Origin of the sequence: Pseudarthrobacter sp. B4EP4b (assembly GCF_006680095.1) — a bacterium.
Taxonomy (GTDB): Bacteria; Actinomycetota; Actinomycetes; order Actinomycetales; family Micrococcaceae; genus Arthrobacter.
In genome coordinates, this window is record NZ_VHIJ01000013.1 from 13,977 (window position 1) to 30,266 (window position 16,290).

Consider the following 16,290-nt stretch of genomic DNA (forward strand, 5'->3'; position numbering starts at 1 on the left):
TCAACGAACAGGCACTAGCATGAACCTCACCGCCACCGCAGCATCTTCCCCGCAGCCGGACAACGGGCCAAGCAGGAAACCGCTCTACAAATCCCTCTTTTTCCAGATCCTGGTGGCCGTACTGGCAGGCATCCTGATCGGCCACTTTTGGCCCAACATGGGCGCTGCGCTCCGGCCGCTCGGGGACGGGTTCATCCAGCTCATCAAGATGATCATCGCGCCCCTGATCTTCCTGGTGATCGTCACCGGTATCGCGGCGGTCAGTGACGTCAAGGCCGTGGGCAGGGTGGGGGTCAAAGCGCTCGCATATTTCACCGCCGCCACGCTCTTCGCCCTGGTGTTCGGGCTGGTGGTGGGGAACCTGGTCCAACCGGGTGCGGGGCTGGACATCGATCCGGCGTCCCTCTCCCAGGACGCGCTCAACGCCAAAACGGCCACCGCGCCGCCCAAGGATGCCGGCGCTTTCCTCCTGGGGATCATTCCCACCAGCGTGGTGGGCGCCTTTGCCAGCAACAGCCTCCTTCAGGTGCTGTGCTTTGCGGTGTTCTTCGGCGCGGCGATCGTGGTGGTGGGGCGCGACCGCTGCCTGCCGGTGATCACACTGATGGAAACGGTGCTGGAGCTGTTCTTCAAGATCATGTCCTGGGTGATGCGGGTGGCACCGGTGGGTGCTTTCGGGGCCATGGCCTTCATCATCGGCCAGTACGGACTGGAATCACTGGGCACTTATGCCCTGTTGATCGCTGCCTGCTACGGTGCCGCCCTGGTGTTCATAGCGCTGCTGTTCGTGGTGGCGTGGGTGTATCCCCGAGTGCCGCTCTGGCAGTTCATAAAGTACACTCGCGAGGAATTCCTCCTGGCACTGGGCACCGCCTCGACGGAGTCCGTCCTCCCGCGCATTATGACCAAGCTGACTAATGCGGGCTGTTCCCGCGCCACCACTGGCCTGGTGGTCCCCACGGGATACTCCTTCAATCTGGACGGCGCCGCCCTGTACCTGTCGATTTCGCTGCTCTTTCTGGCACAGGCTTTTGGCTACAACCTCGATCTTGGCCAGCAGCTCGCCGCCCTGGGTGTCCTGATGCTGACGTCGAAGGGCATGGCCGGCGTGCCGGGTTCCGCGTTCCTGGCGCTCTCCGCCACAGCGGGTGCACTGGGGATCTTCCCGGTGGCCGGCGTCGCCCTCCTCCTCGGTGCGGACCGGCTGATGGACTCCATGCGTGTGGTGGTGAACCTGCTGGGCAACTGCGTGGCCACGTTTGTGGTGGCCAAGTGGGAGGGCCAGTTCGACCGTGCCGCCATGCTCCGTGCCTTTGCCGGTGAGGGGTCGCCTGAGGATGACAGCACGACGGCGGTCGCGGCCGGCCAGGCGACTGGCACCCAGGTGCCATCCGGCATGGCCTCGGGGCCCGTCGTCGAACCTTCAACTGCGGCCACTGCACAATGAGTGCAGCGCCCACGGGAGTGGCGCGGTAGATTCCTCCTTTTGTCCTACCCGTGCTGGACACTGTCCCCATGACCTTTGCGAATGTGGGAACCCTCGGAACCAAGCCCGGCCAGCGCGACGCCGTGGTGTCCATCCTCCTCCGGCCCATGCCGGGGCTGGAGGAGGCGGGATGCCTGCTGTACGAAGTAGGCGTGAATGACGAAGTGCCGGACACGGTGTTTGTGTGCGAGCTGTGGGAATCGCCGGAGGCGCACCGTAATTCATTGCAGCTGGACAGTGTCCGGGCAGCCATTGCCGAGGCGATGCCACTGCTCTCCGGCGACATGGGTGGCAGCCGGTTCACTGTGGTGGGATCCCCGCTCCGCTGACCTGGGCTTCTGCCACCACGATCGGCTGGGCCTACCCCTGTGCCTGCTGCCTTCCAACGGCTAGGCTGACCGGCATCGGCTGGGCTTATCGTCTAGACGATATCGACTGCACACCATCGACTGCATGCGCCGATTGCAGACCGATCAACGGGGTAAGGGAGACACATGAAACCGCTGCCTGCACTTGAGCTTGTTGCCCGGCTGGAAGATGCCGACTGGCTGGATCCCCTGGCCAAGAAGGTCCGGAAGTTCGTCAAACGAACTATCCGGCCGCAATGGGCCCGCGACATCCTGCACGGGGTGCCGATCGGGCATCCGGTTCACCCGCTGGCAGTCCAGGTTCCGCTGGGGGCGTGGATTTCCGCTGCAGTGCTTGATGCGCTCCCGGGGAACGACAAGGCGGCAACTGTACTGATCGGTGTGGGCAGCGCCTCGGCTGTGCCCTCCGCGGTGGCGGGTTTCATGGATTGGTCCCAGCTGCACAGCCAGCAGCAGCGGGTGGGGCTGGTCCACGCAACAGCCAACATCACAGCCGTCAGCCTGTACACCGCCTCACTGGTGGCGCGGACGCAGGGGCGGAACGGCGCGGGCAAAGTGCTTGCCTATCTAGGCCTGGGGGCGGTCAGCTTCGGCGGCTTCCTGGGTGGCCACCTCAGCTATCGGCAGGCCGCCGGCGTGAACCACACCGAGGACGTACCGCACCGTTTCCCCAGCGGATGGCAGCCACTGGCACCCCTGGAGGACCTGCCGGACGGCAAGCTCCACCAGCGCGTAGTGGCCGGGCTTCCGCTGCTGGTGTTCCGGGAGGGAGAAACAGTCAACGTGTTGTCCGACGTCTGCAGCCATCTCTCGGGACCGCTGCACGAGGGCAAGCTTAAGGGCGGCAGCGTGACAGGTGGATCAGCACGTGGTGGCGGCGAACCCTGCGTCGTATGCCCATGGCACGGCAGCACCTTCTCGCTCCGGTCCGGTGAGGTGCAGGCCGGTCCGGCCACGTCCAGGCAGCCGCGGTTCGAAACCCGCGTCACGGGTGGGCTAGTGGAAGTGAACCTTCCCGGCGCCGACTGAGCGTTTCTGCGGGCTGGCGATTTCAGAATCGGCTCCGGACTTCGAGCGACTTTTGATTGCCGACGGTTTCAGGACTTCACCACGTCCCACTCCCGCTCCTGCGCTTTGAGTGGGTCTTGGGGCAGTTTCGGGGGGTGGGCGTAGAAGTCGTCCCAGATGGGATCGTCCGGCGAGAAGTCATGGGGATCCTCAAGATTGTCATCGACTGGCTCTTCACGCGGCGGTCCGGCATCCGGGATCTCCAGGAAGTCCGAGAATCCCTGCGGTTCCGCTGCACCGGGTATTTCCGTTGCACCCGGCAGCTGCCGGGCTGTGTCGGTTGCGCGGGTTAGGAGTCCGGGTGGCCATTGGGGTGGTTCGTGGTCGGGTTGTTCGGCTTTGTAGTGGCGGCCGGTGGGTGAGGTCCAGCCGGGTGGTTCGGTTCCAGTGGCTGGGGTGGGTTCCCAGCCACTGTTGTGTTTGAGGCGGTGGTGTTTGGGGCAGAGTTGGGCCAGGTTGCTGATCCCGGTATGTCCGCCGTGTTGCCAGGCTTGGAGGTGGTCGGTGTCGTTGTCGAGGGATGGGTTGTTGCAGCCGGGGAAGGTGCATTTGCCGTCCCGGATTTGCAGTGCTTTTTTCATGGCTTTGGTGAGCCGGTAGCTGGTGCGGCCGATTTCAAGTGGTGCGCCGTCCCGTGGGTCGACGAGGACCCGGTAGAAGGAGGTGGCACCGTTGGCGAGGAGTTTTCTGGCCAGCGATGCGGGGATGGGACCGTAGCCGTCCAGGTTTGCCGGTTCGTCTGTGATGTTGAAGAGGGCGAGTACCGGGACGGTGACCAGGACGTCCGCCTTGGGGACCGGGACGTTGCCGAGTTCCGCGTACCCGTTGCCGCCGTTGGACTCCTGCTCTGGGGCGCCGGGGGCCTCATGGTCGGCGGTGCTCTCGTACTCGGTGGTGCCGGTGGTGGTACCTGTGGTGCTGGTACCGGTGCCGGTGTCGTTGATGTCGGCGGGCGTGAGCGAGGCCAGCCCGATCGTGTCCTGGTCGCCGGCTTCGATGGTTACCGGGTTGCCCTCACCCGGGTTGCCTTGTCCTTCGTTTCCTTCGCCTGTGGTGCCCTGACCCGTGATGCCTTGACCGGGCTGGCGTTCCCTCAAGTTTCCTTCGCCTGTGTTGCCTTGACGCGGGTTGCCTTGACCTGTGCTGGTTCCGTTGGTGTTGGGTGTGTTGGTGTGGGTGAGGGCGGGTCCGGCGCGGAGGAGGAGGTTGGCGGCGATGTCGGGGCGGAGTTGGGTGATGGTGCGGGGTTCGTTGGGGCCTTGGAGTCCGCGGGCGAGGGCGGTGGTGCGGTTCCAGATGGCTGAGGCCTGGTCCGCGGGGACGTAGAGGGAAACGCGGGCCATGCCGTCGCGGTCCGGGGTGTATTCCATCCTCCGGTCCGCGGCGGACTTGGCGTGGCGCTTCTCCAGGGATTCGGGGTGGTGGCGTTCGCACCAGTTCCGGACCCTGGTCCGGAAGCGTGACGGGACGAGTTCGCCGGCGGCGGCTCCCCGGGCCGGGCGAGGGTTCAGGACATGCTCGACGAGGGCGGCGGCGCCGGTGGGGTCGAGGCTGTCGGTTTCGTCGGCGATGATTTTGGCGTGCGTCCAGGAGATGGCCCCAGTGGAGAGGGCGTCCATGGCCGGCGGCAGGGAGGCGAGTTGGCGGGATTGGGTGATGAGCGCCCCGGCAGCGGGGGAGCTGATGGTCAGGACCCCGGCGATTTCCTCGACCGCGGACATCTCCGCGTAGGTCCGCTCGTGCACGGGCGCTTCCGGCGGCGTCATCGCATGCTGAATCTCAATCGCTTCGGCGGCATCCCGGGCCTTCACGCCGGCGATCTGGGCTTCCAGCTGCTTCGTCACCGCCATCCGCTCGAGCCGGATCTCATACCGGCGCTGCAGCACATCCACACCAGCTCCGCCACTGGTAGCGGCCCCGGCACCGCCGCCGGCATCGGCTTCCAGCCGCTGATCTTCGAGGAACAGGGCATCAAGCCGAGCGGCGGAGGCGTGAATGCCCTCCATCGCTGCCGCCGTGCCCGCGCCGTTTCCCATACCAACACGATCCATCGAGGCACGGACAATTCTGGCGGGTTTGGGTCCGGGTGCGGCAGGCGGCCGGACAGGATCAGCCGGAGCTCCAGGAGACAGCGCAGCCGCAGTTGCCGCCTCGCCTGCCATGCCCCCGCCGATTCCCATACGAACAGCATCTATGGAGCCAATGACATTTTCAGCGGATACAGGCAGGCCGGACGTTAAAGCGGATTCACCCACTCGCCTCGGCGCAGCACACCCGCGAGATTCAGTTCAGCATCAACAACCAGGACGTCGGCCGGCATTCCCGCGCGCAGGTCGCCCACCTGCCCAGACAGTCCCAAAACCCCTGCAGGGACCGAGGCGGCCGACCTTACGGCATCCTGCAGCGAAACTCCGGCGGCCACCGCGGACCGGACAACGTCCAGCAGCGTTGCCGTTCCTCCGGCGATCGCGCCCGTGCTGTCCATGCGGGCCACACCCCCTTCAACAGTCACGGCAAGCGTGCCGAGCCTGTACTGGCCATCGGCCAGTCCCGTCGCAGCCATGGAATCCGTGACCAGGGCAATGTTCTCCGCGCCCACCAGCTCGAACACTGTCTTGACCGTCTCCGGGGCGAGGTGGACGCCGTCGGCGATCAGTTCCACCACCGCCTTCCCGGCGCGCGCTGCGCTCAGGCAGGCCGAAACGGGTCCCGGGGCCCGATGGTGCATGCTGGGCATGGCATTAAAGAGGTGCGTGACAGTCGGGCGCCGTCGGCCGGAACCGAGTCCGCCAACCGAAGGATCTGATGCTAACCCCGCGGCCGCACGCTCCAAGAAGGAAGCAGCGCCGGCATGATCCGCTGCGGTGTGCCCCAAGGAAGGGATGACACCCCGCGCGGTGAGCAGATCCGCCAGTCCGGATGCTCCTGGCAGTTCGCCGGCGAGGGTCAGGGAAGCCAAAGTGGGTCCTGCCGCTTCGAGGAGTTCGCCTGCAAGATCGAGGTCCGGTTCCAATAACAAGGCGGGGTCGTGTGCACCGCACTGGTCACCGGAGAGGAAGGGGCCCTCCAGGTGCGATCCGGCAATCAGGCCCTCCTCAGCCAGTGACCGCAGCACCTTCAAATTCCGGACCAGGTCTGCCGGCGCTCCGGTCACCAGGCTGGCCAGCAGCGTGGTGGTGCCGCGGCTGTGCAGGTATGTGGCGGCAGCCCTAGCGCCCTCCTCCGAGCCCTCCGCGAAGTCCGAGCCGTGGGCGCCGTGGCAGTGGAGGTCCACCAAACCCGGCAACAAAACCCTGCCCGGAACTGCGGCAGCACCTGGATCGCCAGGAAATTCCGACGCCGGTCCGGCATAGGTAATCAGGCCTTCCGCCACGGCGACCAGACCGTCGTCGATGTCCATGCTCGTGGCCACGATGCGGCCCCGGAGTATCAATTCCTTGCCCATCATGCTGCCTTCCGCAGAGCCGCCGCCATGCCGGCAGCGAGCAAGGGGTCCGCCCCGCGCGCCCGAGTTCCCGTGGCAGGATCCAGGCCCCGTGCCGACGTGTGGACTGCATGGATGCCGCTGTGCACCAGTTGGGGCATCAGTTCCAGCCGCACTCCGCCACCGGCCATGATCTGTACCGACGGCGCATGGTTCCGTCCCAGCTCCACCAACCGCTCCAGCATGGGCAGCCCGGCGGTGCAGTCGGGGCTTCCACCGCTGGTCAGCACGCGATTAACGCCGGCTCGTTCCAGCCTGGCCAATGCCTCAGCAGGATCCATGCCCTCGGCGAGGGCGGCGTCAAACGCCCGGTGGAAGGTTACCTCCGCGGCAGGATGACGACGGCGGGCCACCTCAGAAAGGTGCCGAAGCGCCGGAACGTCCGGGCCGCCGTCGGCCGCCAGGACTCCGACGACGACGCCCGCGGCGCCGGCGTCCAATGCCGCCTCGACGTCGCGCTCCAGCACCTCAAGCTCCTCATCCGTATAGGTGAAGTTGCCGGGGCGCGGGCGGACCAGGACATGGACAGGCAGTCCAACCCGGCACGCCCGCTCTATGGTGCCGATGCTCGGCGTGATGCCGTCTGTCTCGGCAAGGGCCGCGCAGAGCTCCACCCTGGCTGCCCCTATCGAGGCCGCGAGGCGGACCCCCTCGGCATCCTCCACGGCCAGTTCAAGCTGGGGTGCCCCTGTTAGCGTCGACACGTTCACAGCCCCTGCCATGCAGGCTTCCGCCCAAACGTGTCCTGGTAGTACTCGCGGTGCGCCAGCTTTGACGCCGCAGCCTCATCCACCAGGACCGTGACGTGCGGATGCAGCTGCAGCGCCGAGGCGGGGCAGATGGCGGCAACAGGACCCTCAACCGCCGCCGCGATGGCCTCCGCCTTGGCCTCGCCCATGGCCAGCAGCAGGAGGTGCCGCGCCTCGCGAATGGTGCCCAGGCCCTGGGTCAGCACATGGTCAGGAACATCCGCAGGATCTGCAAAGAAGCGGGCGTTGTCCCGCCGGGTCTGCTGGGTCAGGGTCTTGATCCTGGTCCTGGAAGCCAGCGAGGACATCGGCTCGTTGAAGCCCACGTGGCCGTCGGTCCCGATTCCCAGGATCTGGATGTCTACCCCGCCCGCAGCCGCAATGGCGGCCTCGTACCGGGCAACCTCAGCTTCGAGGTCCTCCGCCACGCCGTCCAGCCCGTGCACTGCCCCCGCGGCGAAGTCCACGCTGTCCACGAACTCTTCACGGATTACGGAGTGGTAGGACTGCGGATGCGTGCTGGGCAGGCCCACGTACTCATCGAGGAGGAAGGCTTCCGCTCCGGCGAAGCTCAAACCGCCATTCCGATGCCGCCTGATCAGTTCCTGATAGGTGCCCAGGGGAGTTGAACCGGTGGCCAGGCCAAGTACCGACGGGCCGCTGCGGACCTGCTGCTCGATGGCGTCCGCGGCCGTGCGGGCCACGTCTGCAGGGGCGGGGAGAATGACGATTTCCATAAGGGGTGCTTTCGGTTTCGGGTCGCTAAAGGGCAGTGATGATCGGTTCTTACTTCGCGGCTTCGGTCTCCACGGTGACCTCGTCATCCTCGCGGCCGGGGGTGCGCAGGTTCCAGCGCTTGATCACGAAGGAGAAGAGGAAGTAGTAGATCGCCGCGTAGCCCAAGCCGATGGGGATCAGCAGCCAGCCGTTCTGCGATTTGCCGAAGTTGAGGACAAAGTCGATCAGGCCTGCAGAGAACGTGAACCCGTGATGGATACCCAGCGCGTTCACCAGGGCCATGGAGGTTCCGGTCAGCACGGCGTGGACGATGTAGAGCGGGAAGGCTACGAACATAAAGGCGTACTCGAGCGGTTCGGTGATGCCGGTGAAGAATGCGGTCAGTGCGGTGGAAAGCATGATGCCGCCCACGATCTTCTTCTGCGAGGGCTTGGCGTGGCGCCAGATGGCAAGTGCTGCTGCCGGCAGGCCGAACATCATGATGGGGAAGAAGCCGGTCATAAAAATGCCCGCGCTGGGGTCGCCGGCGAAGAAGCGGTTGAGGTCACCGCGGACCAGGTGGCCCGACGCGTCCGTGTAGTCGCCGATGAGGAACCAGACGCCGGAGTTCAGGATGTGGTGCAGCCCGGCGGGAATCAGCATGCGGTTGGCGAAGCCGTAGATGCCGCCGCCTACAACCGCGTTGCTGGCCACGGCCTGGCCCACTGCGGAAAGGCCTGCGTTGAAAAGCGGGTAGGCGAGGGCAAGGACGACGCCGGCCACCAGGCTGGAGACGGAGGTCAGGATCGGCACCAGGCGGCGTCCGCTGAAGAATCCAAGGAAGTCGGGCAGTTTGGTGCGGTAGAACCGCTGCCACAGCGATGCGGAGAGCAGGCCCACCACAATGCCGGCGAGGACGCCGTAGTTGATCATGGCGGGCTTGCCGGCCGGGTCAACCTGTCCGGCCAGGACCAGCGGGGACATGGCCTTGAAGACGCCATCGATCACCATGTAGCCCACTACGGCGGCCAAAGCAGTGGAACCATCGGCCTTCTTGGCCCAGCCAATGGCAATGCCCACGGCAAAGATCAGCGGCAGCCAGGTGAAGACGGCGCTGCCGGCGGCGGAGATGACGGCGGCGCCGCCTTCAAAGCCGGGAATGGCGCCGAGCAGGTCGGCCTGGCCGATGCGCAGGAGGATGCCTGCGGCGGGGAGAACAGCGATGGGCAGCATCAGGGTGCGGCCCAGACGCTGCAGGGTGGCAAACGCCTTGTTTGGCTTCTTCTCGGGAGCCAAGGCGGCGGTCTCGGATGTTGACATGGTTGCACCTCTGCGGGTTCGGGTGGGGCTTGTAAAGGAGGGGTTCCAGCCGGTACTGTCTGGTTATGACCAGTTCAGTGTGATCCATCCCACGAGCGCCTGTCAAGGCAATGGGAAATCCTGTCCGGCCCTTCAAACGGCCGGCAGTGGAAGCCATAATAGGTCGCACTTGGGCCGCCGGCCCCGGTGAGGAAGCAGTGCTCCGTGCGGGCACCGTCAGAAAGGGCAGCCATGTCCAAAGCAGAAAAGATCATCGAAGGGCTGGGCGGAGCCGGCAACATCGTGGAGATCGAAGCGTGCATTACCCGCCTTCGCACCGAGGTTAAGGATGGTTCCCTCGTGAATGAGGCCTCCCTGAAAGCCGCCGGAGCCCACGGCGTGCTGGCCTCCGGCACGGCCGTCCAGGTCATCGTCGGCCCCGAGGCCGACACCCTCGCCGAAGACATCGAGGACCTGCTCTAGTGGCGCAGTCGCTCGTGGTCCTCGCGCCCCTCGCCGGTAACGTGGTTCCCCTCGCCGAGGTCCCGGATCCTGTGTTCGCGGGCCAGATGGTGGGCTCCGGCGCCGCCGTCGAGCCGCCGGCAGGAGAGATGTTCGACGTCGTGTCCCCCGTTGCCGGGAAGGTCATCAAGCTCCTGCCACACGCCTTTGTTGTGGTGGAGTCCTTAGGGCGCGGCGTCCTCACCCACGTTGGGATCGACACCGTCAAGCTCAAGGGTGAAGGCTTCAAGCTGCTGATTGCCCAAGGCGACACTGTCGACGCCGGCGCACCCGTCATGCGCGTGGATCCCGCCGCCGCGCTCGCGGCCGGCTACTCGATGGTGAGTCCCGTCGTCGTCCTCGATACCAAGCCGGACACGGCAACCTTGGTTGCCGCCGGCACTGTGGCAGCCGGCGAGGAGCTGTTCTCGCTGGATTAGCGAGCGGACCGTTAGAGCCGGACTTCCATGTTCAGGGAGTAGCGGTCGGAGCGGTACCAGGAACGTGAATGTTCAATGGCCAGGTGGCCTGAATAGGAAACGCGGTCAAACGCCAGGACCGGTGCTCCCGTTCCAGTCCCGAGGAGCGCCCCGACGTCTGCCGGGGCGCCCTCGGACTTGACGCTCTGCCGCGCCCTGTCGATCTGGTGCCCGAACTGCGCCGCCAGGGCCTTGTAGACGGATCCGGTCAGGTCGATATCCAGCAGCCCGGGTGCGTGCTCCGGGTTGTACCAGGCGTCGTCCACGCTGACCGGGCGGCCGTCCGCCAGCCGGAGGCGCTTGAGGTGGATAGCCTCCGAGCCCGGGGCAAGGCTCAGTGCCTCGGCCGTATCATCAGGGGCCGCGGCGGCCTCCGCCACCAGCACCACCGTGCTGGGAACGTGGCCCATGGACTCCATCTCTTGCGTGAAGGAGGCCAGGTGCAGGGTGGACTGGACAGGGGAATCCGCCACGAATGTGCCCTTGGCCGGAACCCGGACCAGGTGCCCCTCGTTGACCAGGCGGCCGATCGCGGCACGCACCGTGATGCGGCTGACGCCGTAGGAGTCCATGAGGGTTCGCTCGCTGGGGAGCCGGGCGCCAGGTTCCAGTTCCTCCTTGGCCAGCTTGAGGATGATCAGGCGCAGCTGCTCATGCTTGGGGACCTGCGTGTTGTTGATGGGCGCGCTCGCCGTTGGAGCGCTGCTCCTTGCTGGTGCTGTGGCTGGCACGAAAGGCCCCTTCGATCCGTGGAGCGGTCCGGTAAGGACCACTCCTTCGGATTATTCCACACGGGGACCTTCGGGTAGAGGGGTGGTCAGGCCACTAGCTCCGCTTCCTGGGGTACGGATCGCTTGGCTGACCGGCTGCGCAGGGCAAGCATCAGTGCGGCTCCCGCCAGGGCCGGTGCAGCAAATGCCATGGCAGCCACCGGGACTCCGCCGCCGAAGCTGACGAGCATGGCGCCGTACGTGGGGCCGGCAATCGCTCCGATGCGTCCCACTGCCAGTGCCCAGCCGAGGCCGGTGGCGCGGGTGGCCGCGGGGTAGAACTGCGCGATGTAGTCGTTGATCATGTTCTGCGTCCCCAGGCCACCGAAGCCGGCGACGGCGGCGAGTACCGTCATCAGTGCGGCCGGCGGATTGGCGGACATCAGCAGCAGGGCGGCCGCGGCGCTGATGAAGCCAACAATCACCAGGGGCCGGGGCCCGAATTTCTGGCTGGCCACCGACGCTAGGACCGTGCCCACCACGGCGCCCAGCGAGTAGGCGAGCAGGAATGAAACGGATGAGCCGACCCCGAACCCGGCCGTCCGCATGATCTGCGGCAGCCAGGTGCTGACGCCGAAGATGGTCAGCAGGCTCAGCACCGTGATGGCCCACAGCAGTATGGTGGTGCGGCCGGTGCCGTTGGCGAACAGGGCGCGGGTGGGCGATACGCGGACGGCGGAGGCGGGGACTTCTGTTGTCTTCGGTAGTCCGTAGGCGGCTTCAACGCGGTCCGCTTCGGCATTGCGGAGCTGGGTCCGCAGGAACGACGGCGACTCCGGCATCAGGAACCAGGCGAACGGTACCAGCAAAAGGCCGCCGGCTCCAACAGCGTAAACCGGGCGGAACCCGCTCGATTCCAACAGGGCCAGCGAAGTCAACGAAGCAACCACCGTCCCCGTGGCAGGTCCGGTCAGGACTGCCCCCAGGACCAGCGACTTCCTCCCCGGCGGCGCGAACTCGTTGGTGAGGGCCACCGCCGTCGGAAGCAGGCCTCCCACGCCGAAGCAGGCGATGAAGCGGAACACCGCAAACAATTCCCACGTCGGTGCCACCGAGCAGGCCAGCATGGCCAGTGAAAACAAGGCCAGGGCGCTGACAAAGATCCGGCGGCGGCCCAGCCGGTCAGTCAACGTGCCCACAATCAGTGAGCCGAGCAGCATTCCTACCAGCGCCAGGGAACCCACGGCGCCCGCTCCCGCAGGCGTGACGTTGAAGGGCGGCTGGCCGATCAGGCCGGGCAGGGTGGCGCCGTAGACATAAAGGTCATAACCGTCGGCGAGCAGGCCAAGCCAGCACACCACAAAAATTCCGGCAAGGGATTTTCGAGGGGCATTGGAGTTCATCGTTGATTCCAATCGGGTCAAGGGGCGGCAGGTAAACCCGCCGGCGGGACGTCCATCAGCTTGGCCCCCGGTCCCACTCGGGTGACTGTACTTTTCACTGAGTGAAAATGCACTTTGTGGCGCGGGCCACACAGCTCACGCTTGAATGACACCAAAGTCTGGAGGAAAAGTGGCGGGAGCAGGCGGGGCAAGGGGGCTCCGGGAAGGCCCCGGCCAGCCGGTGCTGGTGCGGGCGCTCAGCCTGCTGGAGCAGTTCACCGAACGACGCCGGGCACTGAGCCTGTCCGAGCTGGCCAGATCCGCAAGCCTTGCCCCGGCCACCGCGCTCCGGCTGGTACGGCACCTGACCGAATGGGGCGCCTTGGAACGGCTGGAGGACGGCCGCTATGTGGTGGGGGTGCGCTTGTGGGAAATAGCCTCGCTTTCGCCGCGGGGCCACGGCGTCCGGCAGATTGCGCTTCCCTACCTTGAAGACCTGTATGAGGTGACGCGCCACCATGTGCTGCTCTCCGTCCGTGACGGCAGCGACGCGGTCCTCATTGACCGGCTCTCGTCCCGGAATGCCACCGAAGTGGCCTACCGGGTGGGAGGCCGGATGCCCTTGCGGACCACCGCCGTCGGGCAGGTCCTGCTGGCCTACTCGGCTCCGGACGTGCTGGAGGAGCTGCTGGCGCAGACTGCCGGGCCGGAGGCGGGGCCAGGGGAGCCGCCAGCAGGTGACCTTCGCGCGGTGCTTGCCGGGGTCAAGCAGTCCGGCGCCGCGGTGGTCCGCCGGACGCACCCCTCCCGAACCGTTTCGGTTGCCGCACCGATTTACGCTGCCGACGGCGCGGTGCTGGCCGCCCTGTCCATCGTTGTTCCGGATACGGCGGCGCCCGCCCTTGAGCTGGTTCCCCTGGTGCGGGCCGCAGCCCGCGCCATCTCCCGCAGCCTCGGCCATCAGGCGACCGTGAGCGGGGCGTGGCGGCATCCCGCCCGGGAACCCGGAGCCAAGCCGGCTTGACGCCGCCCTCTGCGGGCAAAAATAAAAAGCCAGGCTTAGTTATTTCCCCTGGATCGGCAATACCCTTAGGCTAGAAACGCTAAGCATGCTTTCTATTTTCTAAGGGGTTGAACCAGATGCGAAAAGTTCCGGCACTTGGAGTGATGGCGGCGGCAATGATTGCCCTTGCGGGCTGCACAGGCGGCGGCGGGGGCGCGGCAAGCCCTTCGGCCCAGACCACCAGCGCTTCTGCCAGCCCGACGGCTGAAGCCAAGGCCTATACCGAGGATGAGCTGCGGGACCTGATCTCAGGCATGAAGGATGAGGACGGCAACGAGCTGAAGCTGTACTCCAAGGAGCAGGTGGACCAGGGCGGCAATATCGCCAACCTGCTCCTGAGCACGGCAACCGTTGACCCCTCGGACTGCAAGGACATCGCCACCGCCGGCCTCCTGGACAAGGTGGAAAACGGGGACGTGGCCGTTGCGCTTTCCGAGGGCGACCAGCCGCGCACCCTGTCTGCCCAGTCGGGCAGCGAGGGGCCGGACGCCGTCGAGGTCCTCAACAAGATCAGCGGCAAGATGGACCAATGCGCGAAGTTCTCGGTATCGGCGCTGGGCCAGAAGTATGAGGTCACCAGCGAAGAACTCCAGGCGGACACGGATGCCGAAAAGACCTTCGCCACCCTCAGTGCCCGCAGCGGAGAGAACCAGCAGAAGCTGATGCAGGTGTCCGCAGCCGAAGGCAAACTCCTGGTGGTGGCTACCAAGAGCGGCGCCAACCTCGGGGATCCGGACCAGAAGGAGCTCGAGGGCCTGATCAATGACGTGCTGGAGAAGGCAGACGGCGGCAGCGGAACTTCCAGCCCCACCTCCGGCTCCACGAGTCCATCCTCGTCGGGCCGGTCAGCCTCGCCGACGCCAACGGCGACGTCAACGGCAACCGAGACTGAGGACAGCAGCACGTCTACGGCGTCCCCGACACCGTAGGGCAGGACTTTCAAACGACAGAGGGCGGGCAGGACCTGGTGGTCCTGCCCGCCTTTCTGTTTTGCAGTGGCTATTCGGCGGGGATGCCGGCCTTGGCCCGCTCAGCCTTGCTCATCTGGAACTGGGGGATGTCCTCGGGGTGCGGCCCGCCGCGGAACTTCGGTGACGGGTCCTGCCCCTCGCTGAGCCGCTGGAGTTCCTGGCCCTCAAAGACCTCCTCCTTGCCCAACATGATGGCGGAATCGTGGTTGGTGATCTCGCCCTTGAAGGCGCGCAACATAACGCTCCGGTCGAACTGGCCCTCCCATTTGGAGACCACGAACGTGGCCACGCAGTTGCCCAGCAGGTTCACTACCACGCGCATGGAATCCATGAGCCGGTCGGCTCCGAGGAGGAGTGCGACGCCGGCTACCGGGAAGATGCCCAGGGCTGCGGCGGTGGCCGAGAGTGCCAGGAAGGATGACCCCGGGACGCCGGCCATGCCCTTGGAGGTCAGTAGCAGCACGCCGAGCGCTGCAAGCTGCTGGCCAAGGTCCAGGTTGTGCCCGAAGGCCTGGGCGAGGAACAGCAGCGAGATGGACAGGTAGATTGCTGCGCCGTCCAGGTTGAAGGAGTAACCGGTGGGGACCACCAGGCCGGTGGTGGCGCGGGAGCAGCCGGCGTTGGTCAGCTTGGTCATGATGCGCGGCATCACAGCTTCAGTGGAGGCGGTGCCCAGGGCCAGCAGGAATTCTTCCCGTGTGTACTTGAGGAACTGCCAGAGCGGGACGCGGGCGGTAACCCAGGCCACCACGAACAGCAGGCCGATGAACACGATCGCCGCGGCGTAGCAGGCGGTGATGAGCAGGGCGTAAGTGCTGAGCGTGTCCAGGCCGTACTGTCCGATGATGAAGGCCATGGCTCCGAAGGCTCCGATGGGAGCCACTTTCATGATCCAGGACATGATCTTGAAGATCAGTTCCAGGACGGTCTCCATCAGGCTGATCACGGGCATGCACCGTTCCCGTCCAATGACCACGATCGCTGCGCCGAAGAACACCGAGAAGAAGAGGACCTGCAGCAGGCTGTTGCTGGCGAAGGCTCCGATCACGCTGGCCGGAATGACGTCCAGGATGAAGGACGCGGCGTCCTTGGGGGCGGCAGATCCGGTCTTGGCATCCAGGTCCGCCTGGGACAGTGTGGCGGGATCGATGTTGAGCCCGGCGCCGGGCTGGACGATGTTGGCCACTATCAGGCCGAAGACCAGGGCGAACAGGGTGGCTGCCGTGAAATAGAGAAGGGCTTTGACCCCTACCCTTCCAACCGCCTTGACGTCGCCCACGGCTGAAATTCCGGTGACGATCACCAGGAAGATCAGCGGCGCGATGATCATCTTGATCAGTTTGATGAAGCCATCTCCGAGCGGCCTCAATTGTGATCCGAGGTCCGGCCAGAAATGCCCTATAAGGACACCTGCCACGACGGCGATCAGAATCTGGAAGAAGAGCGACTTGTACAGCGGCTTCCTCTTCGCGGGCACCGAACTCGCCTTCAGCGCCTCAGGGTTGGGGATCTTCATTGACCTTTACCTATCCAAATAGGGGTTGCGCCCGCTGATCCGGGCCTTGGGCTAAACGTAACCCCGGTCACACCATTTCCGCAAGGGGGAATTGTAATTCCATAATGCGAAACCCGCGTCCTGGCGGATTGTGGCTAAAAATCCGATTGTGACTGGCGGCACCGTAGGCTGGAGTCCATCCCGGGCAGGTGTCCGGGCCAAGTTAAAAGCGTCATCCAGGTGAAAGGCAGGACCCATGACCACGTCCAATGAGGAGCCCCAAAACACCGCCGATCTTCGCGGCCCGGGCGACCCCGAAGAAGCCAAGCAGGCGGCGAAGGCGCCCCAGAGCGGCATGCATCCGGAGCTTCCCGGCGCCGGGAACATCCGCGAGGAGCAACAGGCCCACGCGGCCGGAACGGTGCCGGCGTCGTACACCGGAAGCGGCGAGCCGCCGGCAGGGCACAAACCCGAGGAAGCCCTGGAAGAGCCGGGAACCTGGGACGACGAACTCTGAC

16 protein-coding genes are annotated in these 16,290 nt (G+C 65.7%); 8 read left to right on the forward strand and 8 right to left on the reverse strand.

Annotation, left to right across the window (positions count from 1 at the left end; translation table 11 throughout):
* The first annotated feature begins 19 nt into the window (after positions 1-19).
* From FNL14_RS05235 to FNL14_RS05245, 3 genes are all read left to right on the forward strand, one after another.
* Positions 20-1,447 (forward strand): cation:dicarboxylate symporter family transporter, encoded by a 1,428-nt coding sequence (locus FNL14_RS05235; RefSeq protein WP_142058231.1) that lies wholly within the window; start codon positions 20-22, stop codon positions 1,445-1,447.
* Between the two features lie 68 nt (positions 1,448-1,515).
* A complete protein-coding gene (locus FNL14_RS05240; protein WP_142058233.1) occupies positions 1,516-1,815 on the forward strand; it encodes a putative quinol monooxygenase in 300 nt (99 codons plus the stop codon).
* 165 nt (positions 1,816-1,980) lie between these two features.
* Positions 1,981-2,883 (forward strand): Rieske 2Fe-2S domain-containing protein, encoded by a 903-nt coding sequence (locus FNL14_RS05245; RefSeq protein WP_142058235.1) that lies wholly within the window; start codon positions 1,981-1,983, stop codon positions 2,881-2,883.
* 68 nt (positions 2,884-2,951) lie between these two features.
* Here the strand turns inward: FNL14_RS05245 and FNL14_RS23590 are convergent, their stop codons facing one another.
* From FNL14_RS23590 to FNL14_RS05270, 5 genes are all read right to left on the reverse strand, one after another.
* Positions 2,952-4,958, reverse strand: coding sequence for a DUF222 domain-containing protein (locus FNL14_RS23590; protein WP_255470705.1), 2,007 nt, complete (start codon positions 4,956-4,958; stop codon positions 2,952-2,954).
* Between the two features lie 200 nt (positions 4,959-5,158).
* The gene (locus FNL14_RS05255) at positions 5,159-6,367 is read right to left on the reverse strand and encodes an N-acetylglucosamine-6-phosphate deacetylase (protein ID WP_142058267.1); all 1,209 of its coding nucleotides are present in this window, start codon (positions 6,365-6,367) and stop codon (positions 5,159-5,161) included.
* Positions 6,367-7,110: a copper homeostasis protein CutC gene (locus FNL14_RS05260; RefSeq protein WP_255470706.1), complete on the reverse strand. Its 744-nt coding sequence runs from the start codon at positions 7,108-7,110 to the stop codon at positions 6,367-6,369. The genes FNL14_RS05255 and FNL14_RS05260 overlap by 1 nt, the downstream gene beginning before the upstream one ends.
* Before the next feature lie 2 nt (positions 7,111-7,112).
* Positions 7,113-7,892, reverse strand: a complete 780-nt coding sequence (nagB, locus tag FNL14_RS05265; protein ID WP_142058239.1) for a glucosamine-6-phosphate deaminase — start codon at positions 7,890-7,892, stop codon at positions 7,113-7,115.
* Between the two features lie 49 nt (positions 7,893-7,941).
* Complete coding sequence (locus FNL14_RS05270) at positions 7,942-9,192, reverse strand: PTS transporter subunit EIIC (protein WP_091424071.1); 1,251 nt, start codon at positions 9,190-9,192, stop codon at positions 7,942-7,944.
* A gap of 231 nt (positions 9,193-9,423) precedes the next feature.
* Here FNL14_RS05270 and FNL14_RS05275 point away from each other — a divergent pair, with 231 nt between their 5' ends.
* Together FNL14_RS05275 and FNL14_RS05280 are read left to right on the forward strand one after the other, a co-directional pair.
* Positions 9,424-9,654 carry a glucose PTS transporter subunit EIIB gene (locus FNL14_RS05275; RefSeq protein ID WP_050053469.1) on the forward strand — a complete coding sequence of 77 codons (231 nt, stop codon included), beginning with the start codon at positions 9,424-9,426 and terminating at the stop codon, positions 9,652-9,654.
* Positions 9,654-10,112 carry a glucose PTS transporter subunit IIA gene (locus tag FNL14_RS05280; protein WP_142058241.1) on the forward strand — a complete coding sequence of 153 codons (459 nt, stop codon included), beginning with the start codon at positions 9,654-9,656 and terminating at the stop codon, positions 10,110-10,112. The genes FNL14_RS05275 and FNL14_RS05280 overlap by 1 nt, the downstream gene beginning before the upstream one ends.
* 11 nt (positions 10,113-10,123) lie before the next feature.
* Here FNL14_RS05280 and FNL14_RS05285 read toward each other — a convergent pair whose 3' ends face one another.
* Complete coding sequence (locus FNL14_RS05285) at positions 10,124-10,882, reverse strand: GntR family transcriptional regulator (protein ID WP_142058243.1); 759 nt, start codon at positions 10,880-10,882, stop codon at positions 10,124-10,126.
* 86 nt (positions 10,883-10,968) lie between these two features.
* Complete coding sequence (locus FNL14_RS05290) at positions 10,969-12,264, reverse strand: MFS transporter (protein WP_142058245.1); 1,296 nt, start codon at positions 12,262-12,264, stop codon at positions 10,969-10,971.
* 145 nt (positions 12,265-12,409) lie between these two features.
* On the opposite strand from FNL14_RS05290, the gene FNL14_RS05295 reads away from it, so the two are divergent.
* The gene (locus FNL14_RS05295) at positions 12,410-13,267 is read left to right on the forward strand and encodes an IclR family transcriptional regulator (RefSeq protein WP_142058247.1); all 858 of its coding nucleotides are present in this window, start codon (positions 12,410-12,412) and stop codon (positions 13,265-13,267) included.
* Between the two features lie 116 nt (positions 13,268-13,383).
* On the forward strand, positions 13,384-14,235 hold the full coding sequence (locus FNL14_RS05300) for a hypothetical protein (RefSeq protein ID WP_255470709.1): 852 nt from the start codon (positions 13,384-13,386) through the stop codon (positions 14,233-14,235).
* 70 nt (positions 14,236-14,305) lie between these two features.
* On the opposite strand, the gene dctA is transcribed toward FNL14_RS05300, so the two are convergent.
* Complete coding sequence (gene dctA, locus FNL14_RS05305) at positions 14,306-15,793, reverse strand: C4-dicarboxylate transporter DctA (protein WP_091424082.1); 1,488 nt, start codon at positions 15,791-15,793, stop codon at positions 14,306-14,308.
* Between the two features lie 235 nt (positions 15,794-16,028).
* Between dctA and FNL14_RS05310 the strand changes: the two genes are divergently transcribed.
* Entirely contained in the window at positions 16,029-16,289 is a 261-nt protein-coding gene (locus FNL14_RS05310) for a hypothetical protein (RefSeq protein WP_142058249.1), read from the forward strand.
* Position 16,290 lies beyond the last annotated feature (1 nt).

Excerpts from the sequence above, each read along its gene's own strand:
- FNL14_RS05235 (WP_142058231.1), top strand. The coding sequence starts at position 20 with ATGAACCTCACCGCCACCGCAGCATCTTCCCCGCAGCCGGACAACGGG.
- FNL14_RS23590 (WP_255470705.1), bottom strand. The coding sequence starts at position 4,958 with ATGGGAAACGGCGCGGGCACGGCGGCAGCGATGGAGGGCATTCACGCC.
- FNL14_RS05275 (WP_050053469.1), top strand. The coding sequence starts at position 9,424 with ATGTCCAAAGCAGAAAAGATCATCGAAGGGCTGGGCGGAGCCGGCAAC.
- FNL14_RS05270 (WP_091424071.1), bottom strand. The coding sequence starts at position 9,192 with ATGTCAACATCCGAGACCGCCGCCTTGGCTCCCGAGAAGAAGCCAAAC.
- FNL14_RS05255 (WP_142058267.1), bottom strand. The coding sequence starts at position 6,367 with ATGGGCAAGGAATTGATACTCCGGGGCCGCATCGTGGCCACGAGCATG.
- FNL14_RS05245 (WP_142058235.1), top strand. The coding sequence starts at position 1,981 with ATGAAACCGCTGCCTGCACTTGAGCTTGTTGCCCGGCTGGAAGATGCC.
- dctA (WP_091424082.1), bottom strand. The coding sequence starts at position 15,793 with ATGAAGATCCCCAACCCTGAGGCGCTGAAGGCGAGTTCGGTGCCCGCG.
- FNL14_RS05290 (WP_142058245.1), bottom strand. The coding sequence starts at position 12,264 with ATGAACTCCAATGCCCCTCGAAAATCCCTTGCCGGAATTTTTGTGGTG.
- FNL14_RS05310 (WP_142058249.1), top strand. The coding sequence starts at position 16,029 with ATGACCACGTCCAATGAGGAGCCCCAAAACACCGCCGATCTTCGCGGC.
- FNL14_RS05295 (WP_142058247.1), top strand. The coding sequence starts at position 12,410 with ATGACACCAAAGTCTGGAGGAAAAGTGGCGGGAGCAGGCGGGGCAAGG.
- FNL14_RS05240 (WP_142058233.1), top strand. The coding sequence starts at position 1,516 with ATGACCTTTGCGAATGTGGGAACCCTCGGAACCAAGCCCGGCCAGCGC.
- nagB (WP_142058239.1), bottom strand. The coding sequence starts at position 7,892 with ATGGAAATCGTCATTCTCCCCGCCCCTGCAGACGTGGCCCGCACGGCC.
- FNL14_RS05300 (WP_255470709.1), top strand. The coding sequence starts at position 13,384 with ATGCGAAAAGTTCCGGCACTTGGAGTGATGGCGGCGGCAATGATTGCC.